The following is a 24,345-nucleotide window of genomic DNA, read 5'->3' on the forward strand; positions in this document are numbered from 1 at the left end:
CCACCCTCCCCTCACCAGTTTATGAGATAATCATACCAGTTTGTCGGCACATCAATCTCATTTTTTTTCAACCATGAGTGTTTAACCCGTTCTCGATATATTTTCGCTGCTTTCATTTTCCCTCTTCTTTCGTAAAGTGCTACTATCTCTTCGTTTAATACATATTCGGCCATGTAGAGTTTTGTAAGCATAGTATCCACCATAGGCATATACTCGTTTTCGATAAACTCTTTTTTGTAGCTTTCGGCTTCAGCTATGGTGTCTTGGAGGAGTTTTTGGTCACGGTTTATGTTTCTAAAGGCCAAAAAGGAGGCTTTGATTTTTAAAAACTTGGCAAATGCAACATTTTTATCATTCCCGTAACGTTTGATAAACTCATCAAGATAGTATTTTGCCATCAAATACTCTTCGTTATCCATATGAGCCTGCGCCATGATAAGCATCGCTTCTTTGAGAAGTGGCGAGGAAAAGTGCTCGCTTTGCAGTGACGTAAAGTATTCATCTGCCTTATCCAAATCGGAAGTACTGACATATCGAACCATCTTTTGATACCAGTAGATATCTGGCTTATTATATTCGCTTATATTTTTTGATGAACACCCAGCTAAAAGAAGTGCCAATGTAGCAATGCAAACAGCCTGTTTCTTCATAAACCCTCTTTTTTGCCCCAATTATAACAAAAAAGTAAGAGTATGTTACAATATATTTAAAGGAGTCTGTATGGTTTCGATCATCGGTTATGGGGCTATGGCAAAAGCCATTTTGCAAGGCCTCTTGCGTCATGGCATCGAGGTTGAATTGGTAGGAAGAGATAAAGAGAAACTACAAAAGATACAAAAAGAGTTTCATATACCAGTACAATCTCTTCAAGACTATGATATCACTGGCAAAACAGTCATCCTAGCCATCAAACCGTACGCTTTGGAAGATGTGGCAAACCAAGTAAGTGGAAAAGCAGAACTTCTCATCTCCATACTCGCAGGCACTCCTATTAGTACGCTACATAAAATCCCGGCGCAAAAATATGTTCGGGCCATGCCAAACATAGCAGCTATCAAACAAGCCTCCATCACGGCAATGACAGGAGATAAAGACGAAAGAGCAATCGAACTCATTGAAAAAATAGGAAAGGTGGTCTGGGTTGAAAGTGAAAAAGAGCTTGACATCGCTACGGCAATTGCCGGAAGCGGCCCGGCATTTTTAGCCCTCGTGGCAGAAGCCATGGCAGATGGAGGAGTTCTGTGTGGACTAAAACGAGATATCGCTTATGGACTCGTATCTGGACTTTTTCAAAGCTATGCCGCTATCAGCGAAGAGCATCCAGCTTTGATCAAAGACAAGGTCATGAGTCCAGCCGGTACGACCGCAGCAGGGTATAAAGCGTTGGAGGAAAATGGGGTTAGAAATGGCTTTATACAAAGCATACAAAAAGCTTTTGAAAAAACTAAAAAATAAAACCCTTTTTGAAGATTTTTTTCTTATTACTTAAGCTTAAATAAATTTATTTAATTTTATACTTGAAAATAGATGATATTTTCAAAATCATTATACAAAAGGATACAAAATGAAAAAAGTTATTCTGTTTCTTATGATACTCTCTTCAATGATTGCTAATGGAAATGTTTTAGAAGACCTATGCTATGAAACACCAAGCTATAATCCAGAACCAGAGGGACTACCACCTATTGCGTTTTGTACCAATTTTGGTTTATTTAAAGGGGGAATGAACTGTAAAGAAACTATACCGATCAGTAACCGAGGCTCAGATAAATTAATAGATGTAAAAGTTGTTTTAAGAATAAGCGGTTTTAGTGGTTCAGTTTTCAGTGAATGCGGCATTGACGGTCAAGAAGGTAATTGTACTCAAGAAAATTCTTTTGACTTTGGAGAATTAGGAATTTTTAATCATGCTATAGTATACAATCCTATGCCAGATTACGATGCCAATGAAACACACACCATTTACTTTAAATCCCTTGTAAACAATGCTATATTTTTAGGAAATAATCTTTATGGCAGTTTTACAAAAAATAATCAAAACTATTCTGGAAAGATAGAAGCATGTCCTCAAACAACTACTAACTTAGAAACAAATAGGACCTCAAATTCCATAGATGTAGTCGATAATTTTATCGAATCTGCTTATGAGCAAGGGAAAGGTCTGAAAACCAAAATAATCAATCAATCAATAACTGTGGATGTCATCTACCTTGGAGATGACAACAAGACCCCATCAACTAACGAGGGTGTTGATATTCCTGTTTTACTTTATCTTGTAGACGACAACTGTTCAAATCCCAAAAAGTTGTATGACGACAACGGCAATCCATTGGTTGCAGTGATTGGACAAGGCAGCAAGTATGGAACGTCAGAAAGTTTTACTATAAAACAAATAGCAAAAGCAAAACGATTTGGAATGAAATACATTGACTATAACAAACTCTATAAAAAGCATCATTTTGAATGTTTAAAACATAGTTCGACAACTCAAAATGCAGTGCCTGGTTTACCGGCTTGTTTAGCTTCTGATAATAACTATAAAGCGGCCTTCGGCGAAGAAGCATATCAAAGATGTAATAAGCATTGCAAACCTTGTGAATCAAATCACCATGGCGAAAAAGAACATTTCTGTAATCATGAATCTTGTAAATCTAACCATAAAGATAAAGGCGAACATGATTATAATCATAAATATGGTTGCTACGAATGCACTCTTGAAAACAGCCCTTTAATCTGTTCTACTGATAATTTTGCTATCCGTCCTTATGGATTTAGAGTATTCGGTAAAAACGAATACAAAAGAGCTGGTGAAGAGTTTAATTTAACTATTAAAACCGTAGACAAAAGTAATTTTACACGAAACAGTGGAACGATAAATACTGTGAAATCAATTGATAACTATAATGAATCAATTGGCAATTTGAATATAACGTCATCATTTTTTACTCCTTCATCTGACGAGATAAAACAGATGCAACGTGATACAGGAAAAACAGATGTAACTTCTTGTCCCGCTTCCGGCACATTTTCATTAATTCAATCCCCTAGTTTCATGAATGGAGAAGTTAATGCATCATTAAAATTTTCCGAAACCGGTATTTTAAAAGTTAATGTTAGTGAAAAACCGGGACACGAGTGGGCTATAGTTGACGCTGATGACACAAACGACACATTACGATTTATCAAACCAGCCACTGAAATATATGATATTAACGATATTAACAAAACAAACATCTTATTGTTTATCCCATATCAGTTTGATACAAATGCTGAATACAAAACAACAACAAATCAAAACTGGGTTTATATGTCCAATCAAGTTAGAAATGCTAACAGTATTTATTCTTCACCAAAAATGGCAGCCTATATCAATTTTAAAATTACAGCCAAAAATAAAGATGGAGAGATTACAAAAAATTTTACAAAGACCTGTTTCCCTGATGTAGATGAAGCTAATGCGCCAAGAATCAATGGATTAAAATTAAATAGTACCTTTGACCTTTTCTTGGATTTTACACTAAATAGCAATAAAAATGTCCCTTTATCTTTATACACAGAAGATAATGCATCTCATCCGATTTGGACACTAAACAAAACATATGATTTGAACAGATCTAAAAACAGTTTGCAAGAGTGGATCAGTCCTTTTCAATTTGAACACGGTATTGGCGAGGCAAAAGTGTATTTTAACCTAGATAGAAATAAAAACATACCACTTAATCCGGTTATTTTAAAAGTTGTTGATGCCAATACCTCTACATCCTGGATGAACAATCCAGGTGCGACAAAAGTTTTTAACGGTACATATATAAATAAAAGTATATACTTTTATTATGGTCGAGTTATTTCTCCAGATAAAACAGTAAAAGGAAATACTGCATCAACTCAAATCTATTTTGAAGTCTATGACTCCAATGCAAGCGATCCTGGAAATATTGAAGGCAGTGAAAGTCTCCTTACGCCGCACTGGTTTGTCAATACGAAGCACAATAGTACAGCATTGGGGCAAATATTCAACTTGTCTTTAAAATCACCGGTCAATTCATCATTCGTCAATTTGCCACCATCTTCTGCTCTTTCTACCATTACAGCAGGAACGATTCCTATACAAATAAGTTATAGTGGAACCATCTATCCATACCACGCTCTCATCGAAATCAATGCCTCATCGTGGCTTATCTATAACAAATTTGATCAAAATGCAACAACCGTACCATTTGAGATTACGTTTATGAGCGGTACAAAGTGGAAAGGATTTGGTGGCAGTTTCGAAAACAATACTTCCGAAAACAGACTAAATCAAAAACCTCTTCAAAGGATCGAGTGGTGAGACAAGGGTTCTCTCTTTTAGAACTCATCTTTGCCCTTGTCGTCATTTCCATCGTGTTGCTCGGTATTCCTGGCCTATTCCAACAAACGGCAAATCAGGCACAAGAGGCATTGAAACTCGAAGCCGTAACGCAAGCCTATCGAAGTATCGGAACGGCTCTGAGTTATCCATGGGACGAACACAGCCGAGATGAAAATCTCTCTCGGTCACTCATTTTGGATGTGAGCAATTTGGCAGATCCGGAACTCGCAAGAGAGACCAACACCTCTCGTTATAGAAGAGGGAACTTCAATGAAAAAGTCACGAGAATTTTTTATCCGATAACAACTGTCCAAGAGCAAAGGAGTGCTAGTTCTACACTTGGTAAAGAAGGCAACGAAATAAACGATCTGGATGATTTTAACAATGCAACCGAACAGATTACAAAAGTTTCCAATGCCATGGGTTCAGTCTTGACAATGAAAATTCACTACAAGGTTTTTTATATCAATGATCACACAGATTATTTTTCAAACACAGTTTCATGGAAAATTTTTGATGATTCCAATACCCCATTCTCTGATACATCCAATCTAAAATTGATAGAAATCAACGTTTCCCTACCCGAAGTCACTGACGAAAACGGCAATTCTGAATATGTAATTCTTCGTGCCATAAGTCCAAACATAGGTGAACCGAAGTTGGCTTACAAGGACCTGCCTTGAGAAGAGCTTTCACTCTTGTTGAACTCATACTCGTACTTGTAATCGTTGGTATCGTCGCTTCGATAGGCTCGGACATCGTTTTCAAAGCGTATGAAAACTATATTCTTTCAAAAGAGATTTCAGTGGCAACCTATAAAACGGATGTAGCATTGGAACAGATAGCCAAAAGGCTTGAATATCGCATTCCATTTAGTGGAGTTGCCATAAAAGATCCCAACCACATTAACATCATAACTTCTCTATCTGGAAATGAAGAAGGATATAAAATCCTTGCCTGGATAGGAAAAGCGTATGAAGCAAGACGTGGGTCATGGAATGGATCTATGAACAAGCCTGGATGGAGCGGCTTTATCGACTTGCAAGACAGTGATGCAAATACGCTTTATACAAAAGGTGACGATCTAACACTAGCTGCCAGTATCATCGGATCGCTCTCTAACGGTGATGTCAATCTTACAAATGATTCCAAATCTGCTATCGTCTTTGCTGCACTACCATTCAATGTAGATATCGTTCAAGCATATGGCTGGAAAGTTCCACAAGGACAAGCAGCTACACACATATTTTCTGTTCGAGCGACAGGATCCAACATCTTTTCTATCGATTCTTCCAACAATCAACCAAAACCCAATAGACTGTATGAACACTACTATCTTGCATGGAGCGCTTATGCAGTAGTTCCTGAAGCCAATGGCAATGGCACTTATACAGTAAAACTTTACTACAATTTCCGTCCTTGGAAAGGAGAAACCTATAAAAATGGAGAGAGTTCAGTTTTGATAGACAAAGCGACCATCTTTAATTTTCGGCGAGACGGACAAGCGATAGAGCTTCGTCTGTGCGCACATTCAGATCTCAACACTTCTGAAATCGAAGCAAATATCTGTGGGAAAAAGGTTGTCTTTTGAGAAAAGCCATATCTTTGTTGACTGCTATTATATTTATGCTCCTTATCGCTGTACTGATGGGTTTGGCCATCTCTTTACTTGGAACGACAACAGCAAAAGTTGCTAATCGATATCTGTATGAACAGGCCCAACTACTGGCAAGAAGCGGCACAGAATACGCGATTTTGGCTATTCAAGGACATGAAATCAACTCATCAACTGGATGTTTGAATCAGATCAATCTCAATTACAACGATACATTCGATATCAATATTACACTCCACTATATAGGCAAAGGATTACCCACTGCCAACTGTAACATCCTTGACAATAGTGTGGCGTTTGATGAAAGCAATGCTTCCGTCCTCGTTGACACCATTGTACAATTAAAAGATCCCAAGCTCAACAATGGAGTACCTATTCGATATGTCAAACGGACGTTGCAAAAGCTCTAATTTAAGTTAACTATTATATAATTTCGAAAAATTCCAAAAGGAAGTAACAATGGACTATTTGCACATCTATGGCAAAAATTTTGATCTCACCGATCCTATCAAAACATACATTCAAGACGCAGCAGATTCATTGATGAAGCTCAATCTCGATATTACAGGCATCAATGCAACCGTTTCGGCTGATGAGCGAAACGGGAAAAAAGGCTTTACCTTTGAATTTGACATTCATGTGGCAAAAAAAGGGAATGTAGTCATCACGCAAAAAGACAAAGATGTCTACGCTGCTATCGATCTTGCTCTTGCGCGTGCAAAAAAGGTACTTCGACGATATGCAGACAAAATCAAAAACCACAAAAATATCTCCTTGGAAGAGATCATGGCAGCGCCTATGATTGAAGAAGAGATTCAAGAAGCGCTCAACTACACTGATGAAATCGTTCCGACTCCGTTTGATATCGATAAACCTGTTACCATCGAAGAAGCAGCTGAGATTTTGAAAAACTCCAACAAACATTTCATCGTTTTTGAGGACAAATCCGGAAAGACAAGAGTCCTTTATAAACGAACAGACGGAAAACTAGGTCTATACTAAGAGGTGGAGGATAACTCCTCCAGCCTCTTTTTCGCCTCTTCTACTATCGCTTTATCCAAAGCCATATGGAGCCATTTGAAGGTTTTTCCACTCTGCTCGCGTCCATGAATGATATCTCCGCTTTTTCGATACATCAGATCAAGTTCTGCAATCTCAAAACCATTCGTGATCGAAGCAAATTTTTGAAGCCTCTCATTCTTAGCATCGTTTGTGTATAAAAAGCAGTAGCCTTTGAGTCCAGTTCGTGATACACGGCCACGAAGCTGATGAAGCGTCGCAAGTCCAAGATTTTCAGCTCCAACGATCACTATGGTACTCAGTCTTGGCAGGGATATCCCCACCTCTATCACTGTTGTCGCTAAAAGAATGTTCCCGTTTTCTCTAAATTCTTTCAGCACCTCCTCTTTCTCTTTATCTTTTCCATGGGTTACATAAACTCCATCGAAATAGCGCATCCAAAAATCTTTTGCCTCTTGTAATGATTTATACCCATACTTTTCACTCTCTTCCACCAGTGGATAGACAACAAGTACTTGATGCCTTTTTTCCACTTCAGATTTTATATGTTTCAAAAGCTCTTTAAAAGAGTCTCTGGAAATCACTTTTGTTATGATTTTCTTTTGAAAAGGCATCTCTTTGATCAAAGAATAATCCACCAAAGCACTTTGCATCATCGCTTTTGTTCGAGGAATAGGCGTGGCAGAAAACTGGAAAAAGTGTGGTGATCCCTTATTGCATTCCACCATCTTTTTTAAAAGATTTCTCTGATTTGTGCCAAATCGATGCTGTTCATCCACCATGACGACACTCGCTTTTGGCAAATCGGTATAGAGAAGAGCGTGAGTGCCGATGAAAAAATGGGCATTGTGATCAAAATCTTTATTCGTTGAAGTGACTAATGCTATGTTCATCTCGTTTGGTAAAAACTTTTTGGCTTCATGGTAGAGCTGATCGGCCAAAATGGTTGTAGGGGCCATAAGAATGGTTTTGTTTGGATAGTTCATAAAAGCCGTTGCAAACATTACAAGACTCTTTCCACTACCTACATCGCCCACTATGACTCTTCGAGCGGCCACCCCTTTTTTCAAATCTTCATAGATATCATAAATGGCTCTTTTTTGATCACTTGTAGGATCAAATGGCAAAGTAGATAAAAAAGGTTCAGGATCTTGGGCATATTGCGCTATGCTTTTTTGATAAACCCGTTTTTGCCTGAGATTCTTCATATACGAAAAACTTTCGGCATATTTCAAAGCATCGAGATATTTTCCAGTAATCGCCCCTTCTTGCTTCCATGCTTCATAAAATAGAGGGTCTGGATAATGAATCTTTAAAAGATGTTTCACGATCTCTTCAGGAAGTCCTTCAGCCAAAAGATTTTCTTTCGTAAGATACTTCTCTTTCAGTTTTTCAAAGATATCACCACGTATTGCAATCCGATACTGAGGAAAAATCCTGCCTATTTTGTAATTTGCCACTTTTTTGGGTTGGATGATTTGAAGTTTTCCGTAATTCTTTTGCGCTTTACCTTCGATATAGAGTCTGTTTCCACTCTGAAACATCTGCTTATGATAGGAAGTTGTGTGAAAAAAGATGAGTTCAATGTCTTGATTACGATTATGTGCATACGCTATCATTTTTACAAACTTTGGATGTTTATGCCAAGAGTGTATCGTCACATCAAAAAGATTTTCTAATCTATAGTCACGATAGGAAAAAGGGGCATACAAAGCGAAAGAGATGGCATCATAGATGCCAACTTTACGGAGTCGCTCTTCATGTATGGTCATTTGGTTACGATGGAAAAGCTGAGTTTTTCTATCTCTGGATGGTTGTGGATAAAGGTATTAAGGGTTTTAAGATCAAGATTTTTGATTTTTTCAAGATCTTCTTGAGAACTTCCAAGAGGTTTACCTGCATAAAATTCGCCAAAAGCTCTTGAAAGTCTTTGTGAGAGTGTCTCATTGCGCAATGGCTCACTTCCTAATATGAACTTTTTTGCACTCTCGAGCTCTTTTTGGGTCGCACCATTTTTGACAAAATTTTTCACAACCTCTTTGACAAGTTCTTTTGCCTCATCGGCACTTTCAAGTTTGGTTTGCAGATATCCTGTAAAGTAGCTGTTGCTTTTGTTGATCCTGGCCAAAGAGTATGCCGAATATGCAAGACCTCTTTTCACACGGATCTCTTCCATCATACGACTGCCAAATCCGCCGCTTCCCAAAATAAACATCGCCACTTTGCTTATGTAGAGATCTTTGCTGTCTATTTTTTCATGATATGGAGCTCCAAAATAGATATATGCTTGTTGGATCTCTTTTTCATGCTGGATTTTCTCTTTTTGTCTATCGCTTGCATCATAAAATGGCAAAGGCTCAATATCTCCCGTTGGAAGCACTTTCAAAAGTGGTTGCAGATCTTTTTGCAGTTTTTCAAACTCGATATCCCCACCGGCAACGATAACCACTCGCTTCAATACAAGATGTTTTTGTATGAATTGCTCAATATCGGCTAATTGTATCTTTTGTACACTCTCTTCGGTACCGTCACTGGGATTTTGCAAAGGGGTGCCCTCAAAAAGAAGTTTTTTGAGATTGACACTGGCAATGTAGTCGTAATCACTCTTTTTTCGTGCAAGATAGCCAAGTGTATTTGTCTTGACTTTCGCAAGTGTCTCTTCTGTAAGATTTGGCTCACTCAAAAGCTTTTGAACCAAGCTCAAGCCATACCCCAGCTGCTCTTTGAGGCCACTCAGTTCCATCACAAGCGTTTCTGTGCCGGCATGGACACCAAATCGAAGGGCTCTATTTTCCAACTTTTGTGCGAAGCCAACATTGCCAAGTGTTTTTGTCCCTTGTGAGAGCATCCTCGCACTCATTTTAGCTAAGCCTGGCAAATCGCCATCTTCGATGCTTCCACTTTTCAAAAAAACAATCTGCATCGATGCTATCGGCAGACTTGTATCTTTTTCGAATATCACAGGAAGTTGTACATCATTTACTTCCATATAACGAAGTTCTGCACTCATCAATACCCCTTGTAGTAATAAAATCATAAAAAAAACAGCTCTCATTCATAGACCTCCAAAATCTCGTAGGCCGTATTTCTTTTTGCTGGAATCTCCCCTACATCTTTGATTAGCCGTATCATCTCTTCCTGGTTCATCCGATTTTGCGCACCTGCAGCTTTAACCACATTCTCTTCCATCATGGTCGAACCCAGGTCATTGGCTCCATAGAGCAGTGCCAGCTGACCGATGTAACTTCCTTGCGTTACCCAGGATGATTGAATATTTTTAAAATTATCCAAAAAGAGTCTACTGACTGCCAAAAGACGAAGATAACGGTTTGAACTTGTTTTATGCGTTACAATGCCATTTTTTTGCAGCGCTGTATTGTATGGCTGGAAACTCCACATGATAAAGGCACGAAAACCGCCAGTCTCATCTTGTAGGTTTCGAATCTTCTCCCAGTGTTCAACTATCTCTTCATCACTCTCAACTGTTCCATACATCATCGTAGCAGTTGTCTTCATCCCCACTTCATGAGCCGCTTGGTGGATATCGAGCCACTCTTGGCTGGAGAGTTTTTTGGGACTGATAATCTCTCTGACACGATCGCTCAATATTTCAGCCCCTGCTCCAGGAATGGAACTGAGTCCCTTTGCCTTGAGACGCTGCAAAACCTCTTTGAAACTGAGCCTGCTTACTTTGGCAATGTAGCTAATCTCCACTGCACTAAATCCATGAATGGTAATTTGTGGGTATTTTTTGTGAATATGCTCAACCAGATCTTCATAATAATCGATTTTGAGTTTTGGATGGACGCCTCCTTGAAAGAGAATCTGCGTTCCGCCAATCTCCAAAAGCTCTTCTATCTTTTGGTCAATCTCATCATAGCTTAAAATATATGCATCCTCATCTTTTGGCTTTCTGTAAAAGGCGCAAAAATCGCAATCCACCCAACAGATATTGGTATAATTGATATTTCGATCCACGATAAATGTTGTGATTTTTTTTGGATGAAGTTCTCTCTTTTTGGCCAAAGCCATCTGCCCTAGCTCAATCAAATCAGCATTTTTGATGAGATCCAACGCCTCACGTTTGCCCAGTCTCATTCCACTCCTTCAAAAAAAGCGCTCACTTCTATCTCTTTGCCAATACACGCAACCGGCATTTGCATATCTTCTGTATAGTTTCCGTCAAATTGATACTTTTTCCCTTCCAAAACAAACCGCTCCACCACTTTATACTCGGGCTCAACAATAAAATACTCTTTTATCCCGGCACATTCATACAAAGCAAGTTTGTCAGTTTTATCTTTGGATGCGGTTGATGGACTCAATACCTCAAAAATCGCGCATGGAAGCTTCTCATCTTCACAAAAGAGCATCACATCGGGCTGCACTACATTCACTGATTCTACATTCGGATCAAAGCTGCATTGGAGCTTCAAATCGTATGGTGCAACTCTTGGCTTACATTGGCTCTCATTTTTAAGAGTTATAGCTATATTCAATACAACATCCTGGTGCTTTGCACTGGCTCCTGCCATCATATAGATGCGGCCAAAGATAAGCTCAACTCGCTCTTTTGTAGTTTTGTCAATCTCCAAATAGTCTTGATAGGTATAGTTTTCAAGCTTTCTGGCTTCCATTTTTCACCTCTTTTGCGATTGCATCCAAAACTCCGTTGATAAATTTTGGACTCTGGTCTGTCCCCAGCTTTTTGGCAAGTTCCACTGCTTCGTTGATAACGATCGCAGGATCAAGGTCGGTATAGAAAAGTTCATACACTCCTAAGCGTAAAATTGCTCGCTCTATATGCCCCACTCTTTCCATATCCCAGGACTCAAGATGCTTTTTTATCATCTCGTCAATCGTATCAAGATGCTCTACAGTCCCTTTAAACAGAGCCAAAGCAAACTCTCTTTGTTTGTTTCTAATTTTCTTTTCTTCTAAAATATCTTCGGCAAATTTTTTGATCTCGGGATTGCCAAGATCATAGGCATATAATAGTCCTATAACCGCTTCTCGTGCCTGATGTCTTGTTGCCATTACAGCCCTTTATATAGATCAATAAGCTCGATAAGACCTGTCATTGCTTCAAACCCTTTGTTTCCGGCCTTACTTCCGGCTCGCTCAATGGCCTGCTCGATCGTATCGGTGGTCAAGACACCAAACGTCACCGGTTTTTGGTATTTAAGCGTCGTGTTTGCGATTCCTTTCGTTGCTTCCGCCGCTACGTAGTCAAAGTGTGGCGTTGAACCTCTGATAATCGCTCCCAAACAGCAAACTCCGTTATATTTTTGTGCTGAAAGTGCCTTATCCAATGCAAATGGAAGCTCGAAAGCGCCTGGAACCAAAACAAGATCCAAGTTCTCTTCATTGCCACCATGGCGCAAAAAGGCATCTTTTGCCCCTTCAACAAGTCTGTCGGTAATAATATGATTGAATCTACTGGCGATAATCGCAACTTTTTCACTGCCATCAAGTCTTAGTTTTCCTTCTATGATTCGCATCTACACTCCTATTTTGTGTTCTATTTGCTCAAGAAATATTTTCACATCATCAAGATTTTCTTTCATCGCTTCACAAACTCTTTTTTTATCGACCTCTTCATATTGATGAGCAAGAAAATTTCTAAATTTTGCAATAGCGGCAAATTTATAGGCGAACTCCTTTTCAAGAACGCCAATATCACCAAGACGATATATAAAACCGCTGTAACTATCTGGATATCCAGCATTTTTATATCTGCATACTACTTCAGCCAATCGCAATACTCTATCACTTAGTAAATAGAGATTATACAACAAAGCATCACCTATAATTTTACTTTGCATTGCTTCATGACATCTCTCTTTATACTCTTCTAAAAATTTCAGATTTTCTCTGATTTTATAGATTCGTTCACTAATATTTTGCAGATCAATACCCATAAATCACTTTCGTATGATTGATAAAATCGAGAGCCTGGTGATATTTTTGCAGTTCCCACTCTTCTCTTGTTGGACTATCTTTCACTACTATCCCTTTTTGAATAATCTCTTTGATCAATCTAAGATTATGTGTTTGTGACAAATCCACAACTTCGACCTCATCGAACTTCAAAAGATAACTCAATTGCGCCATGAGTTCCATGACATTACACTTTTTTGAACACATCACGGCAATATCTATATCACTCAATGAAAATGCTTTATCGCTAGCAACAGATCCAAAAAGGTATGCAAATTTGATTTCTTGCTTTGTCGAAAAATAGCTTTTCAATTTTTCTACAATTGTACTCTTATCAAACATGCAATGCTCTTTCTATTTTGAAAATATCATCTACTATTGCTTCAAGCTCACTTGGCGTTACCATATTCGGTCCATCACTTAAAGCACAGCTTGGATCGTAATGGGTCTCAAAGAAAAATCCATCTACGCCCACTGCAGCTACTGCTCGGGAAAGTGGAGCGACAAACTCTTTGTTACCGCTACTTTTGCCACCTGCCCCTCCTGGCATCTGCACAGCGTGGGTCGCATCGAAAATCACTGGAGCGAACTCTCTCATGATGACCAAACTTCGCATATCTACCACCAAATTTCTATATCCAAAACTCGTTCCTCTCTCAGTCAACCATACGCCTGCTTTTTGGCTCGTTTCATAATCAGCAGTTTCTACCCCTCTTGTTTTAAGGACTTTCAAGACGCTGTATTTCATATCTTCAGGGTGCATGAACTGCCCCTTTTTGATATTGACGATTCTTTCTGTTGTCGCTGCAGCCACCAATAGATCCGTTTGACGGCACAAGAAAGCTGGAATCTGGATAACGTCAGCCACCTCAGCAACTGCTTCAACCTGATAGCTCTCATGGACATCTGTGAGGATCTTGTATCCAAAATCCTCTTTGATTTTGGCCAGCATTTCAAGGCCTTTTTCAAGACCAGGACCTCTGTAACTATCAAGACTTGTTCTGTTAGCCTTGTCAAAACTGGCTTTAAAATAAAAATCGATTTCGTCAGACTTATGGTATCGCTTCAGATCGGATGCGATAATTTCGAGTTGCTCTTGACTCTCTATAACGCACGGTCCCGCTATTAAAATCATGAAAACACCTTTGCAAAATCTATTGAGGCTCTGCATCCATTCCACTGCATATCCACTCTTCCATCCTTTTCAAAATATCCCAAAAGGTCAAATTTTTTGCCTTTGTTGTAAAACGCTTCTGCAACTTCTCGTTTTGGATTGATTACCACATAATAGTGCACACCAGTTTTTTCATACAGTTCAAATTTTGTCGTCAAATCTTTATATGCTGTCGCTTCACTGAGTATTTCTACTACAACCGGTGGCGTTTTCGTGAAATACTGTTCTTGAGTCTCTTCGCAAAACACGGCAACATCGGGCTGCACGACAGTATCTTTGCTTACTCTCCAATCGATAGGAGCAATAAAAACTTCACATTCCTTACACGTCATCGTATCCATCAACTCTTTTGCTGTTTTAAGAAGTAACCGTTGATGTTTGGGATATGGCGCCGGACTCATCGCGTAAGGGATACCATCAATCAGTTCCCATCGTCCTTCCCATTTTTTATAATCATCATAGGTGTATCTATCTAAAAGCTCCAATGCCGCCATCCTATTTCCTTGCAACAAGTATTCCACTGATAACTATAAAGATTATACCCAAAATCTTGATCGGACTCGGTATAGGATCCCCTAAAAACAACAGGCCAAACAGGATTGAAAAAGCGATGTTGCTGTAACTCACCGCTCCAACGATACCGGCTTTTGTTACCCCATACGCTTTGGTCATGAAAATTTGTGCAAAAGTTGCCAAAAGGCCCATTGCAACGATCTGGATCCAAAGCACTCCTTTTGGCATCACGAATGAAGCAAACATAAAATCGAGTTCTTGACTCTCAATATACGGAGCCAGCAGCATCAATACTACAGGACCGATCGTTCCGACCCCCATAAAAGAAAGAACAATAGCCCGTGTGTCATAGTAGCGTTTGAGTTCGCGTACGCTCGTATACGCCAAAGCCGCGCCAATACCACTCAAGATTCCCAAAAGATCATATTTGTCAAAAGGTGTATGGAAAGGGTCGGTAATGAAAACAATGCCAAAAAAGCCTAAAAAAACTGCCATCCATTGACGGCCACTGAGCACTTCATGCAAAAAAATAAATGCAAAAATAGCCGTCCAGATTGGAGAGGTTTTGGAATATGTCATAGCCTCTCCCAAAGGGATATGGGCAATATCGTAAAAAAACATCAAAAGCGCCAAAAAACCGATAAATCCACGAAAAAAAAGCAGCCATGGTCTCCCGCCTTCATGCTTCATCGGCTTATGAAGCAGCGAGGCACCGATCAATAACACACCAAATACGTTCCTGAAAAAAACCACTTCAAGACTTGGAAGAGTGTGGCTTAGAAGCTTTGCAAAGACCCCCATCCCCGCAAACAAAAAAGAGGCGATGAGCATATACAAAACACCTTTGTCTATTCTACTCACGCACCTCCTTTTTAGTCAAAATTCCCTTAACATCTCCAAAAAAGATTACATCTTTTAAAAGCCCTCTTTTTGCGATGCCATCTTTGTCTAGAACTATATATAAAAGCCCCTCTTTACTCGCAAATATTTTTTGATAAAGCTTCACCGCAAGATAGAGACCATCAACCTTTAAAAGATTTTTTATTTTGCTTTTTGCTTTGCCCTGCAAGATATCGACGTCTATTTTCCCATTCTGCTCCGAACCCCCTACCGCCTGAAATCGATAGTGAAGTCTGTTTGGCTTGAGATTCTTTTGCAAATTGAAATAGAGTGTCAGTACATCATTGTCCGTAAAATAAGGCAGTAACTCTTTATGTTTAACGTGAAATTTGCCGTACTTATTTTTATCGGTATAGAGTATGATTTTTCTATTTTGGTAATCAAATATATACCGTTTATAATCCCTTCTTTTGGTTGTCTGTTTGATGCGATAGAAGAGTTTTGGCTGAAGAAGTCCATTTTGCCCAATAGTTCCTTCACTTCCATACTCTTCTACTCTTTTGTGAGAAAAGAGTTTGGCCATACCAACAGCTTTGGCCTTGATCAAAATCTTGTAATCGGTAGCATTGCTTTCATAATGTGCATGCACTTTTCCCACAGTTCCAAACAGACCAAAAGTCACTTTATATTCGGCATCGATTGTTTTTGCAAAGAGTGTGACAGTGCAAAAAAGAAAGGTATAAAAGTAACGCATATTCCCAGCTTTTTTTGATAAAATTGTAACAAAACTTTTGAAAGAGCAGCGATGCCAAAAATTATCTTCTTATGTCTTCTTTTTTTTGTTCATCTTTTCGCTTTGGACATCAATGCCTCTTTGGAACAGCAAAACAATCCAAAAGTTTTTGAGACTCTTTTGAAAGATCTCAATCAATCATCACCAGATTACAAACTGCAACAAACCCTTATCAAAAAAATCATCGATACACTCCAATCCAAACCGACTCTGGTCCATGAAAAAGATTTTTCCATCAAAAATGATCAACAGTTTATCGATACATATCAAAAGATCAACAATCTTTTAGCGAAAGCGTACGAAAAAAAGGCTGCGATCAATCATCTTAAAGATCAACTTGAGGATATCGAAGAGAATATTCAAAAAGACCCTGCCAATATCACTTTAAAGTTAGAGAAGATCTACTACAAAAAGCAGCTACAAGCAAATCAGATTTTCATCGAAACTGTTTTAAAACAATATCCAAAATGGCTCGATAGACTCCTTGTAAAACTCAAATTTATCGATTTTAAACTACCAGAAACGAACAAGGTACAAAAGATTGAGAAAAGAATCATATATATCGAAAAAAAGATCAGTAAACTCTCCATTGAAAAAGAGCGTTGGGAGATTTTGGAAAATAGCAATAAAATTGCATACCTAGAAAAACTAATTTCTTCTCAGCTAAAAAAGAAAGAACGCATTGTCCATGACTGGCTTAAGCTCAAATTGGAAGCTTTTTTTTATTATCTGAAAAAACGCTCCTTGAAAGCTATAAATATCTCCCAAGAAATTAAAGACTATATCCAAAAACACTCTTCCAATATATATTTACCCGCTGCTCTTGACACCTCTATGCTCTATATACTCAACAAACAGATCGGCAACTGGAAAATCCAGTTTGCACAGATAAAAAAAGAGATACAGATTTTCACCACTACAAATACATTTCTCGGCATGCCTTTATATAAATTTGCTGAAGGGTTTGGTATCTTTCTCCTTTTTTTGCTACTTAGAAAAATCTTTACATTTTTCGTTCTTAAAATCATCCACAAAATTGCCAAACTCACAACCAGCAGTTTTGACGACAAGCTTTTAGAGATTATTGAAGGGCCTCTCAAGTTTGCATTCGTCATTTTGGGATTCTATTTTGCCTTTTTGGTCATGGATATTGAAAATGAAACCTTTGACAAAATACTCAAATCTCTTGTTATTTTTGAGATTTTTTGGATTTTTTACAATATGGTCCATGTTTTGGATGAAACCATTTACAAATTTGCCAAGCGTTTTGGAAGGGAACTCTACCGAGAAATCGGTGCGTTTTTTATAAAAACTCTGAAAATTTTCATCCTTGCCATCGGTCTAGTCTCCATTTTACAGGTTTGGAATATCAACGTCAGTGCATTCTTGGCTTCACTTGGACTTGGTGGTTTGGCATTTGCACTAGCAGCCAAAGATACGGCAGCCAATCTCTTTGGAGGCCTTAGCATCTTAGCCGATCGGGCGCTCAAAATCGATGATTGGATCAAAGTGGGCGATGTGGAAGGCACGGTAGAAGATATTGGCCTACGTACTACAAAAGTGAGAACTTTTGAAAAATCCCTTGTGACAGTGCCAAACCAGATGATCGCCAACAACCCGATAGAAAACTTTTCCAGACGCAACATCAGACGAATCAAGATGCGTATAGGCCTTGTCTATTCCACGACACATGAACAGATGAATGCCATCTTAAATGATATTCGAAATATGTTACAATCCCATCCGGGAATTGCCAAAAATGCTACTTTACTTGTCAATTTTGACGAATTTGAAGATAGCAGTCTTAGTATATTCATCTACTGTTTTACCAATACAGCCAATTGGGCAAAATATCTGGAAATCAAAGAAGATGTCAACCTAAAAATCATGGAAATTGTCCAACAACATGGTAGCGACTTTGCATTCCCAAGCGAATCAATTTATATAGAAAAAGTGCAACAATGAAAAAGATAGCGATTATAGGAAAACCAAATGTAGGCAAAAGCAGCCTTTTTAACAGAATCCTAAAGCAACGAGACGCCATCGTAAGCGAAACGGAAGGTACTACACGTGATGTCAAAAGGCGTATTGTCCAAATCGGTGAAAAAGAGGCTGAAATTTTGGATACAGGGGGAATCGAAGACAGGAACGAGCTTTTTGAAAAAGTGAAACAAAAGAGTCTCGAAGCTGCCAAAGATGCCGATATCATTCTCTACATGGTAGATGGTAAGAAACTTCCTGATGAAGAGGATAAACAGATCTTTCGTTCACTGCAAAAACTTGGGAAAAAAATCGCTCTTGTCATCAACAAAATAGACAACGACAAAGAAGAAGAGAATGTCTGGAACTTTTACGAGTTTGGTACCCAAGATATCTTCCCAATTTCTGTCAGTCACAATAGAAAAGTAAAAAGACTCCTTGATTGGGTGGAAAAGCAGCTTCCCAAAAAAGAGACTATTAAGATTGAAATCGACGAAGAGCTAGACTTTGATGAACTACTGGCCATCAATGAGGGAGAAAAAAAGCAAGAAGAATCGAATGAAATCAATGTAGCAATCTTAGGGCGAGTCAATGTTGGGAAAAGCTCTCTTTTAAATGCTCTTTTAAAAGAAGAGCGTTCCATTGTCAGTGATGTAGCTGGTACTACAATCGATACGATTGATGAGAGCACCATTTACAACGACAAAGTGATCACTTTTATCGACACTGCAGGCATCAGGCGAAGAGGAAAGATCGTTGGCATCGAAAAATATGCACTGAACCGCACCCAAAAGATGCTTGAGCGAGCAGACGTGGCACTCCTTGTTTTGGATGCAAGTGAAGGAATCACGGAGCAGGATGAGAGAATCGCAGGCTATATCGACAAATACAAGCTTGCATGCATCATCGTGCTCAATAAATGGGATATTGCAAAAAAGAGCTATGAAGAAGCTGTCAAAGAAGTTCGAGATAGATTCAAATTTTTAAGCTTTGCACCCATCATTACACTTAGTGCCAAAACAAGAAAGCGGGTGGACAGGCTGTATGACTTGATTTTGAAAGTTTACAAAAACTATTCCACATGGCTTCCAACGGGACAACTCAATCGCGTCATCAAAGAAGCACAAATCAGACATCAAATTCCATCATACAAAGGAAAACCGGTTAAGATTTTATATGCTACGCAGTATGACACCAAACCGCCCAAGATCGCACTTGTGATGAATAGACCGGAGGGTCTACATTTTAGCTATAAACGATACTTGGCAAATGTCTTGAGAGAAAATTTCGATCTTGAAGGCACTCCAATTATTCTTCGCCCAAGAAAAAGGGGTGAAAGAGATGAAGAGATGGAAGAAGAAAGCTACTAAAGGAGAATATTTTGCGAATTGTCAGTGGAATGAGACCGACTGGAAAACTGCATCTTGGACACTATCTGGGAGTTTTAAAAAACTGGGTAAATCTACAAGAAGAGCATGAATGTTTCTTTTTCGTTGCGGACTGGCATGCCCTTTCGACTAGTTATGAAGACAAACTCAACTTGAAAAACCTCAGTATCGAACTGGTGCGTGACTGGATAGCAGCTGGAATCGACCCGCAAAAAAGCACTATCTTTATCCAAAGTGCTATCAAAGAACATGCTGAACTGTATGTACTGCTCAATATGATCACACCCCTTGGATGGCTAGAGCGAAATCCAACCTACAAAGACCAACTTGCCCAAATCAAAAACAAGGATATCCATACGGCTGGATTTCTCACTTATCCGGTACTGCAAACTGCAGATATTGTTCTGTATGATGCCCAAGCGGTTCCAATCGGAGAGGATCAGCGACCTCATCTTGAAATTGCCAGAGAAATCGTACGACGCTTTCACCACCTTTTTGGATGCGAAGTCTTTACCGAACCAAAAGAGCTTCTGAGCCCCACACCAAGACTTTTGGGTCTTGATGGTAGAAAAATGAGCAAAAGTTACAACAACGCCATATATTTGAGCGACACACCCGAGGAAGTATGGAAGAAACTAAGAGGTGCCAAAACCGATCCTCAAAGAGTTAAAAAAACGGATCCTGGAAATCCAGAAGTGTGCCTCATTTACGACTACCACAAAGCCTTCAGCGATGAAGAGACGATTCAAAAAGTAGAAGAAGGTTGCCGTACTGCAGCTATTGGCTGCGTTGAATGTAAAAAGTGGTGCGCTGCAGCAATCGAAAAGGTGTTAGAGCCTATGCGAGAGCGAAGAGAAAGTATCAGTGATGAAGATATCGCTATAATACTTCAAAAGGGAGAGGCAAAAGCCAAACAGGAAGCGTCACAAAAGATGCAAGCAGTTAATAAAGCTATTTTTGAGGTAAGCTGTGCAACAAATAATTGACACTATTGTGGAGAGGTTTAAAAACGATTCCTATTTGATTATTCTTTTTGGCTCTTATGCAGCCCATAAACAACACAGAGATAGCAATCTTGATATCTACATTGTAACAAAGGATAATATATTTCCAAACAATTGGACCCAAAAGAGTCAGATTTATCTCAAATATGCCAGAAAAATAAGCGATTTGCAAAAAATAATACCAATAGATTTAATCGTCCATACACAACCAATGTATAAAAAATTTGTTGAACTTCAAAGTTCTTTTAGTAAAAAAATTTTCCAACAAGGCATAGTTTTATGGGACGCGAAATTGCACAAGAGCGGCTAAATGCCGCAAAAGATAATCTTTTGGTTATGGAAGAAATTATTTCCAACCCCCACTTAACACACATGGTTGCTTTTCATGCTCAACAAACTATAGAAAAGTGTCTTAAAGCGTATCTTGAAGCAAACGAGAGTGAAGTGCCAAAAATTCACAAACTTGAGACACTCTTTCAAAGAACAGAAATTCCCTATAATCAAGATTTGATCGAGTTGTTAGATGCTTTGTATATTGAAGCAAGATATCCTGGAGATTTAGGACTTTTGCCATCTGGTAAACCTTCAATAAAAGAGGCCCAAAAATTTTATGAATACGCAAAAGAGATATTTACCATACTTGAACAAAGGATCAACCAATGAAACGCTATTTGGGAAACAGAAAAAAACTCAAAATCTATATTGACAATGACGATAAAAGCGATGGCAAACCTCTATGGCAAGCTATATTACAACAAGCAAAAGAGTATGGCATTGCTGGTGCTACTGTCTATAAAGCAGTAGCCGGCATGGGAGCACACAGTGAATTGCACTCTTTCAATGTCTGGAGTATGAGCCAAACACTTCCTTTAATCATTGAATGTATCGATACGGAAGCAAAAATAAGAGGTTTTTTGACTTCGATAGAATCGCATCTGCAAGAGGCACTTGTCACATTGCAAGATGTGGAGGTACTTTTATATAAACATCCAAAGTTTGAGCAATGAACTTCTCAGTTATCTTTGCGGTAGGCATTGGTGGCTTTTTTGGAGCGATTTCCAGGTTCCTCATCGCTACCTGGATGCAAAAAATCACCCATTCTCTCTTTCCAGTCGGAACCCTCACTGTCAATGTTTTAGGAAGTTTCATCATCGGCTTTTTGTATATGTATTTCGAACAATCCATCAATCCGATTTACAAAGCTATGTTCATCACTGGATTTTTGGGAGCACTTACAACATTCAGCACTTTTAGTCTAGAAACCTTGTTGATGATTCAAGACGGTTTATGGATAAGAGCGTTTTTGAATATTCTTCTTAATGTTATATTGACCATTTCAAGCACATTTGCTGCTATAATACTCTTCAAAAAAATGTATGGAGGGCTATAATGTATAAAATCGTAATGGACAAAATGTGCGGATGTGCAAAAAAAGACACAAAGCTTCATGAGAAGTGGCTTGACAAGAGCTTTGCGACAAAAGAGGAAGCTGAAATCGAAGCGCTTCGACTAGCAAACCATGCCAATGCCAACTGGTGCAAAAAACATAGATTTTACGCTTATGAGGATGGTGATCAGATTAGAATCTCTGTGGAGATGAGCTGCCCTAAAGAGATCTGATGTTTCAACTGCCTCCTATTCACACTACATCTGATGGAGATATCAGAAAAGCCGGGTTTGAGATCGAATATACCGGTCTCAAACCTATTCAAACTGCACATATCATCCAAGACCTCTTTGGCGGTACAACCGAGGTGATCGATGAGTATGAAACCCGTATAAAAGAGACACAATTTGGCAATTTTTCTATTTATCTCGATTCCGTCTATTTAAGAAAAACAAGCAATCATTATCTTTTCAAAGATTTCGATCTGTTTAAAGAGCTCATCTATTCTCTTTCGGAATTGGTCATTCCCTATGAAATTGTTACTCCACCGATTCCGTTCAATGAACTGGAAAGTGTTGAAAAATTAAAAGACAATCTTCGAGAAAAAGGTGCGAAGGGAACAAGCGCTTCAGCCCTTTACGCCTTTGGGATGCATATCAACATCGAAACGCCCTCTTTTGAAGTTGATACGATTTTGGATATATTGCGAAGCTTTGTTTTACTCCAAGACTATATCATGCAAAAAATCGACGTAGATCTGACAAGGAAACTCACCTGGTTTATCGAGCCATTTGAAAAAGAGTATATCGATATTATTCTCGATTTCGCATACAAACCGACACTTGAAGCCTTCATGCAAGACTATATCTTTTACAATCCTACAAGAAACAGAGCTTTGGATCTTTTGCCACTCCTTGTATATATCAATCCTGATATCAAAAAGCAGCTTCCCGAACAAAAGCTGGATCCAAGACCCGCTTTTCACTATCGTTTACCAAACTCAAAGATCGATGAGCCAGATTGGAGCATCGCATTTGAGTTTAACCAGTGGAGTCTTATGGAAAAAATAGCATTTGAAAAACAAAGACTGTATGATCTGATGCATGAATACTGGGAGTTTCAACATACACCGCTGTGGTTTGTTACAGATCTTTGGATTGAAAAAGTACAAAATTGGCTCGAAAAAAACAGATTGTCGTAACGGGAAGTAGATTTAAAAGTCGAAAAAGCTGGCTTTTTATACAGTTTTTGATCAAAATCTTTCATGCACAACCGATTTTTGTTCATCCAGACAGTACTCTACCAAAATCCTTTGATGCCCTTTTGATCAGTGGCGGTGAAGATATCTGTCCAAAAAGATATGGACTACATCTAGAATGGCCATGTGAAGAGAAAAGGGATGAGATGGAATTAGAGTTGTTTCATCAAGCCTTTGACAAAAAGCTACCAATCTTTGGAATATGTAGAGGAATGCAGCTGATCAATGTTGCCTTGGGAGGCTCGCTTCACCCAAACATTGAAGCTCTGGAGCTTGAGTATCAGCACCCTTACACGCCGCTTCCTTTACAAACCATTACAATCCTACCTCATACAAAACTACATAGGGTTTTACAAACCTCCACCATTAAGGCAAATGCACTACACAATCAAGCCATCAACATCCTTGGCAAAGATCTCCGTATAGCAGCAAAAGATCAAAACGGTATCATTCAAGCTATTGAGCATGAAACGCTTCCGATTTTAGGAGTGCAGTGGCATCCGGAGTATCTTCCTTATATGCGCCCGCACAGAAGACTGTTTGAATATTTTCTCAACACTTCCGAAACTTCTGCCGTCAATAGACTAAAAGATTGAAGGTGTTCGGCTCTTCTTTTTATTTCACTATCTTTTCGATCAAAGCTATAAAATTTGGATTAAACAAAGTCAATGCGAATATCGATATACCTATAAGTACTTTTAAAAGCAGAGTGTTTTGTCTAATCTCTGCTCGCACTTCATTGATCTCGGCCCGGACTTCATTAATCTCTGCTCGCACTTCATTGATCTCGGCTCGAACAAACTCTTTTGTAGCAAGTTCATTTCTTAATTCATTGTAGAGTTCAGCTTTTAGATTCTCTTTTTTTTGCGCTATCTCTTTTTGGCTCTCTTGCTGTATAATATCCAAAAATCTCTCGATTGTATTGACTAACTTTTCTGCACTCTCTTTTCCTACATTTTTTACCAACTCCTCAAAAAGCTCTCTAGGTATTGTGTAGTGCATCTTGTGCCTCTTTTTAAGATAATATCAATTTATTATAGCAAAATCGAAACTCTGAATTTTTTATGGTTGCAGTTCAAACC

Annotated in this window: 30 protein-coding genes; 16 read left to right on the forward strand and 14 right to left on the reverse strand. The window is 38.8% G+C overall.

All coding sequences use genetic code 11. The annotated features are described in order from the left end of the window. Positions 1-11: 11 nt before the first annotated feature. A complete protein-coding gene (bamD, locus tag NIS_RS07250; protein WP_012082720.1) occupies positions 12-650 on the reverse strand; it encodes an outer membrane protein assembly factor BamD in 639 nt (212 codons plus the stop codon). A 70-nt stretch (positions 651-720) separates the two neighbouring features. On the opposite strand from bamD, the gene NIS_RS07255 reads away from it, so the two are divergent. The 6 genes from NIS_RS07255 (at position 721) to raiA (ending at position 6,968) form a co-directional block, all read left to right on the forward strand. Next, the gene (locus NIS_RS07255) at positions 721-1,455 is read left to right on the forward strand and encodes a pyrroline-5-carboxylate reductase (RefSeq protein WP_012082721.1); all 735 of its coding nucleotides are present in this window, start codon (positions 721-723) and stop codon (positions 1,453-1,455) included. A gap of 109 nt (positions 1,456-1,564) precedes the next feature. Further along, positions 1,565-4,330 (forward strand): hypothetical protein, encoded by a 2,766-nt coding sequence (locus tag NIS_RS07260; RefSeq protein WP_012082722.1) that lies wholly within the window; start codon positions 1,565-1,567, stop codon positions 4,328-4,330. Continuing rightward, on the forward strand, positions 4,327-5,034 hold the full coding sequence (locus NIS_RS07265) for a type IV pilus modification PilV family protein (RefSeq protein ID WP_012082723.1): 708 nt from the start codon (positions 4,327-4,329) through the stop codon (positions 5,032-5,034). The genes NIS_RS07260 and NIS_RS07265 overlap by 4 nt, the downstream gene beginning before the upstream one ends. Then, on the forward strand, positions 5,031-5,942 hold the full coding sequence (locus NIS_RS07270; protein WP_012082724.1) for a type II secretion system protein: 912 nt from the start codon (positions 5,031-5,033) through the stop codon (positions 5,940-5,942). The genes NIS_RS07265 and NIS_RS07270 overlap by 4 nt, the downstream gene beginning before the upstream one ends. Continuing rightward, positions 5,939-6,376 (forward strand): hypothetical protein, encoded by a 438-nt coding sequence (locus NIS_RS07275; RefSeq protein WP_012082725.1) that lies wholly within the window; start codon positions 5,939-5,941, stop codon positions 6,374-6,376. Before NIS_RS07270 ends, NIS_RS07275 begins: the two co-directional genes overlap by 4 nt. 49 nt (positions 6,377-6,425) lie before the next feature. After that, positions 6,426-6,968: a ribosome hibernation-promoting factor, HPF/YfiA family gene (gene raiA / locus NIS_RS07280; RefSeq protein ID WP_012082726.1), complete on the forward strand. Its 543-nt coding sequence runs from the start codon at positions 6,426-6,428 to the stop codon at positions 6,966-6,968. Here the strand turns inward: raiA and recG are convergent. The 12 genes from recG to NIS_RS07340 are packed head-to-tail and all read right to left on the reverse strand — an operon-like array spanning position 6,965 to position 16,207. Further along, positions 6,965-8,758: an ATP-dependent DNA helicase RecG gene (recG, locus tag NIS_RS07285; RefSeq protein ID WP_012082727.1), complete on the reverse strand. Its 1,794-nt coding sequence runs from the start codon at positions 8,756-8,758 to the stop codon at positions 6,965-6,967. The genes raiA and recG overlap by 4 nt on opposite strands. After that, positions 8,755-9,996 carry a M16 family metallopeptidase gene (locus tag NIS_RS07290; RefSeq protein WP_012082728.1) on the reverse strand — a complete coding sequence of 414 codons (1,242 nt, stop codon included), beginning with the start codon at positions 9,994-9,996 and terminating at the stop codon, positions 8,755-8,757. The genes recG and NIS_RS07290 overlap by 4 nt, the downstream gene beginning before the upstream one ends. A gap of 41 nt (positions 9,997-10,037) precedes the next feature. Next, positions 10,038-11,084 (reverse strand): dehypoxanthine futalosine cyclase, encoded by a 1,047-nt coding sequence (locus NIS_RS07295; protein ID WP_012082729.1) that lies wholly within the window; start codon positions 11,082-11,084, stop codon positions 10,038-10,040. After that, positions 11,081-11,623, reverse strand: a complete 543-nt coding sequence (locus tag NIS_RS07300; protein WP_012082730.1) for a Uma2 family endonuclease — start codon at positions 11,621-11,623, stop codon at positions 11,081-11,083. The genes NIS_RS07295 and NIS_RS07300 overlap by 4 nt, the downstream gene beginning before the upstream one ends. Beyond that, entirely contained in the window at positions 11,604-12,023 is a 420-nt protein-coding gene (gene nusB / locus NIS_RS07305) for a transcription antitermination factor NusB (RefSeq protein ID WP_012082731.1), read from the reverse strand. The genes NIS_RS07300 and nusB overlap by 20 nt, the downstream gene beginning before the upstream one ends. Continuing rightward, entirely contained in the window at positions 12,023-12,487 is a 465-nt protein-coding gene (gene ribH, locus NIS_RS07310; protein ID WP_012082732.1) for a 6,7-dimethyl-8-ribityllumazine synthase, read from the reverse strand. The genes nusB and ribH overlap by 1 nt, the downstream gene beginning before the upstream one ends. Next, the gene (locus tag NIS_RS07315; protein ID WP_012082733.1) at positions 12,488-12,907 is read right to left on the reverse strand and encodes a type VII toxin-antitoxin system HepT family RNase toxin; all 420 of its coding nucleotides are present in this window, start codon (positions 12,905-12,907) and stop codon (positions 12,488-12,490) included. Beyond that, positions 12,897-13,268, reverse strand: a complete 372-nt coding sequence (locus NIS_RS07320) for a type VII toxin-antitoxin system MntA family adenylyltransferase antitoxin (protein WP_012082734.1) — start codon at positions 13,266-13,268, stop codon at positions 12,897-12,899. Before NIS_RS07320 ends, NIS_RS07315 begins: the two co-directional genes overlap by 11 nt. Next, entirely contained in the window at positions 13,261-14,061 is an 801-nt protein-coding gene (gene kdsA / locus NIS_RS07325) for a 3-deoxy-8-phosphooctulonate synthase (protein WP_012082735.1), read from the reverse strand. The genes NIS_RS07320 and kdsA overlap by 8 nt, the downstream gene beginning before the upstream one ends. Beyond that, complete coding sequence (locus NIS_RS07330) at positions 14,058-14,594, reverse strand: Uma2 family endonuclease (RefSeq protein WP_012082736.1); 537 nt, start codon at positions 14,592-14,594, stop codon at positions 14,058-14,060. The genes kdsA and NIS_RS07330 overlap by 4 nt, the downstream gene beginning before the upstream one ends. Before the next feature lies 1 nt (position 14,595). Beyond that, positions 14,596-15,474, reverse strand: coding sequence for a DMT family transporter (locus NIS_RS07335; RefSeq protein ID WP_012082737.1), 879 nt, complete (start codon positions 15,472-15,474; stop codon positions 14,596-14,598). Then, positions 15,467-16,207: a DUF3108 domain-containing protein gene (locus NIS_RS07340; RefSeq protein ID WP_012082738.1), complete on the reverse strand. Its 741-nt coding sequence runs from the start codon at positions 16,205-16,207 to the stop codon at positions 15,467-15,469. Before NIS_RS07340 ends, NIS_RS07335 begins: the two co-directional genes overlap by 8 nt. A gap of 51 nt (positions 16,208-16,258) precedes the next feature. On the opposite strand from NIS_RS07340, the gene NIS_RS10390 reads away from it, so the two are divergent. The 10 genes from NIS_RS10390 to NIS_RS07390 are packed head-to-tail and all read left to right on the forward strand — an operon-like array spanning position 16,259 to position 23,859. Continuing rightward, on the forward strand, positions 16,259-18,211 hold the full coding sequence (locus tag NIS_RS10390; protein WP_012082739.1) for a mechanosensitive ion channel family protein: 1,953 nt from the start codon (positions 16,259-16,261) through the stop codon (positions 18,209-18,211). Beyond that, a complete protein-coding gene (gene der, locus NIS_RS07350; RefSeq protein WP_012082740.1) occupies positions 18,208-19,596 on the forward strand; it encodes a ribosome biogenesis GTPase Der in 1,389 nt (462 codons plus the stop codon). Before NIS_RS10390 ends, der begins: the two co-directional genes overlap by 4 nt. 11 nt (positions 19,597-19,607) lie before the next feature. Further along, entirely contained in the window at positions 19,608-20,600 is a 993-nt protein-coding gene (gene trpS, locus NIS_RS07355) for a tryptophan--tRNA ligase (RefSeq protein WP_012082741.1), read from the forward strand. Then, entirely contained in the window at positions 20,584-20,928 is a 345-nt protein-coding gene (locus NIS_RS07360) for a nucleotidyltransferase domain-containing protein (RefSeq protein WP_012082742.1), read from the forward strand. The genes trpS and NIS_RS07360 overlap by 17 nt, the downstream gene beginning before the upstream one ends. Beyond that, the gene (locus NIS_RS07365; protein WP_012082743.1) at positions 20,898-21,281 is read left to right on the forward strand and encodes a HEPN domain-containing protein; all 384 of its coding nucleotides are present in this window, start codon (positions 20,898-20,900) and stop codon (positions 21,279-21,281) included. Before NIS_RS07360 ends, NIS_RS07365 begins: the two co-directional genes overlap by 31 nt. Beyond that, the gene (locus tag NIS_RS07370; protein ID WP_012082744.1) at positions 21,278-21,625 is read left to right on the forward strand and encodes a DUF190 domain-containing protein; all 348 of its coding nucleotides are present in this window, start codon (positions 21,278-21,280) and stop codon (positions 21,623-21,625) included. The genes NIS_RS07365 and NIS_RS07370 overlap by 4 nt, the downstream gene beginning before the upstream one ends. Beyond that, entirely contained in the window at positions 21,622-22,008 is a 387-nt protein-coding gene (crcB, locus tag NIS_RS07375; RefSeq protein ID WP_012082745.1) for a fluoride efflux transporter CrcB, read from the forward strand. Before NIS_RS07370 ends, crcB begins: the two co-directional genes overlap by 4 nt. Continuing rightward, complete coding sequence (locus NIS_RS07380) at positions 22,008-22,238, forward strand: hypothetical protein (protein ID WP_012082746.1); 231 nt, start codon at positions 22,008-22,010, stop codon at positions 22,236-22,238. The genes crcB and NIS_RS07380 overlap by 1 nt, the downstream gene beginning before the upstream one ends. Beyond that, a complete protein-coding gene (locus NIS_RS07385; protein WP_012082747.1) occupies positions 22,238-23,206 on the forward strand; it encodes an amidoligase family protein in 969 nt (322 codons plus the stop codon). The genes NIS_RS07380 and NIS_RS07385 overlap by 1 nt, the downstream gene beginning before the upstream one ends. Continuing rightward, on the forward strand, positions 23,179-23,859 hold the full coding sequence (locus NIS_RS07390) for a gamma-glutamyl-gamma-aminobutyrate hydrolase family protein (RefSeq protein WP_012082748.1): 681 nt from the start codon (positions 23,179-23,181) through the stop codon (positions 23,857-23,859). Before NIS_RS07385 ends, NIS_RS07390 begins: the two co-directional genes overlap by 28 nt. A 19-nt stretch (positions 23,860-23,878) precedes the next feature. On the opposite strand, the gene NIS_RS07395 is transcribed toward NIS_RS07390, so the two are convergent. After that, positions 23,879-24,265, reverse strand: a complete 387-nt coding sequence (locus NIS_RS07395) for a hypothetical protein (protein ID WP_012082749.1) — start codon at positions 24,263-24,265, stop codon at positions 23,879-23,881. Positions 24,266-24,345: the final 80 nt, after the last annotated feature.

Source organism: Nitratiruptor sp. SB155-2 (assembly GCF_000010325.1).
Taxonomy (GTDB): Bacteria; Campylobacterota; Campylobacteria; order Campylobacterales; family Nitratiruptoraceae; genus Nitratiruptor.

Coding starts and splice junctions, on each gene's coding strand:
- bamD (WP_012082720.1), bottom strand. CDS start 650: ATGAAGAAACAGGCTGTTTGCATTGCTACATTGGCACTTCTTTTAGCT.
- NIS_RS07255 (WP_012082721.1), top strand. CDS start 721: ATGGTTTCGATCATCGGTTATGGGGCTATGGCAAAAGCCATTTTGCAA.
- NIS_RS07260 (WP_012082722.1), top strand. CDS start 1,565: ATGAAAAAAGTTATTCTGTTTCTTATGATACTCTCTTCAATGATTGCT.
- raiA (WP_012082726.1), top strand. CDS start 6,426: ATGGACTATTTGCACATCTATGGCAAAAATTTTGATCTCACCGATCCT.
- recG (WP_012082727.1), bottom strand. CDS start 8,758: ATGACCATACATGAAGAGCGACTCCGTAAAGTTGGCATCTATGATGCC.
- NIS_RS07290 (WP_012082728.1), bottom strand. CDS start 9,996: ATGAGTGCAGAACTTCGTTATATGGAAGTAAATGATGTACAACTTCCT.
- NIS_RS07295 (WP_012082729.1), bottom strand. CDS start 11,084: ATGAGACTGGGCAAACGTGAGGCGTTGGATCTCATCAAAAATGCTGAT.
- NIS_RS07300 (WP_012082730.1), bottom strand. CDS start 11,623: ATGGAAGCCAGAAAGCTTGAAAACTATACCTATCAAGACTATTTGGAG.
- nusB (WP_012082731.1), bottom strand. CDS start 12,023: ATGGCAACAAGACATCAGGCACGAGAAGCGGTTATAGGACTATTATAT.
- ribH (WP_012082732.1), bottom strand. CDS start 12,487: ATGCGAATCATAGAAGGAAAACTAAGACTTGATGGCAGTGAAAAAGTT.
- NIS_RS07315 (WP_012082733.1), bottom strand. CDS start 12,907: ATGGGTATTGATCTGCAAAATATTAGTGAACGAATCTATAAAATCAGA.
- NIS_RS07320 (WP_012082734.1), bottom strand. CDS start 13,268: ATGTTTGATAAGAGTACAATTGTAGAAAAATTGAAAAGCTATTTTTCG.
- kdsA (WP_012082735.1), bottom strand. CDS start 14,061: ATGATTTTAATAGCGGGACCGTGCGTTATAGAGAGTCAAGAGCAACTC.
- NIS_RS07330 (WP_012082736.1), bottom strand. CDS start 14,594: ATGGCGGCATTGGAGCTTTTAGATAGATACACCTATGATGATTATAAA.
- NIS_RS07340 (WP_012082738.1), bottom strand. CDS start 16,207: ATGCGTTACTTTTATACCTTTCTTTTTTGCACTGTCACACTCTTTGCA.
- NIS_RS10390 (WP_012082739.1), top strand. CDS start 16,259: ATGCCAAAAATTATCTTCTTATGTCTTCTTTTTTTTGTTCATCTTTTC.
- der (WP_012082740.1), top strand. CDS start 18,208: ATGAAAAAGATAGCGATTATAGGAAAACCAAATGTAGGCAAAAGCAGC.
- NIS_RS07365 (WP_012082743.1), top strand. CDS start 20,898: ATGGGACGCGAAATTGCACAAGAGCGGCTAAATGCCGCAAAAGATAAT.
- NIS_RS07370 (WP_012082744.1), top strand. CDS start 21,278: ATGAAACGCTATTTGGGAAACAGAAAAAAACTCAAAATCTATATTGAC.
- crcB (WP_012082745.1), top strand. CDS start 21,622: ATGAACTTCTCAGTTATCTTTGCGGTAGGCATTGGTGGCTTTTTTGGA.
- NIS_RS07380 (WP_012082746.1), top strand. CDS start 22,008: ATGTATAAAATCGTAATGGACAAAATGTGCGGATGTGCAAAAAAAGAC.
- NIS_RS07385 (WP_012082747.1), top strand. CDS start 22,238: ATGTTTCAACTGCCTCCTATTCACACTACATCTGATGGAGATATCAGA.
- NIS_RS07395 (WP_012082749.1), bottom strand. CDS start 24,265: ATGCACTACACAATACCTAGAGAGCTTTTTGAGGAGTTGGTAAAAAAT.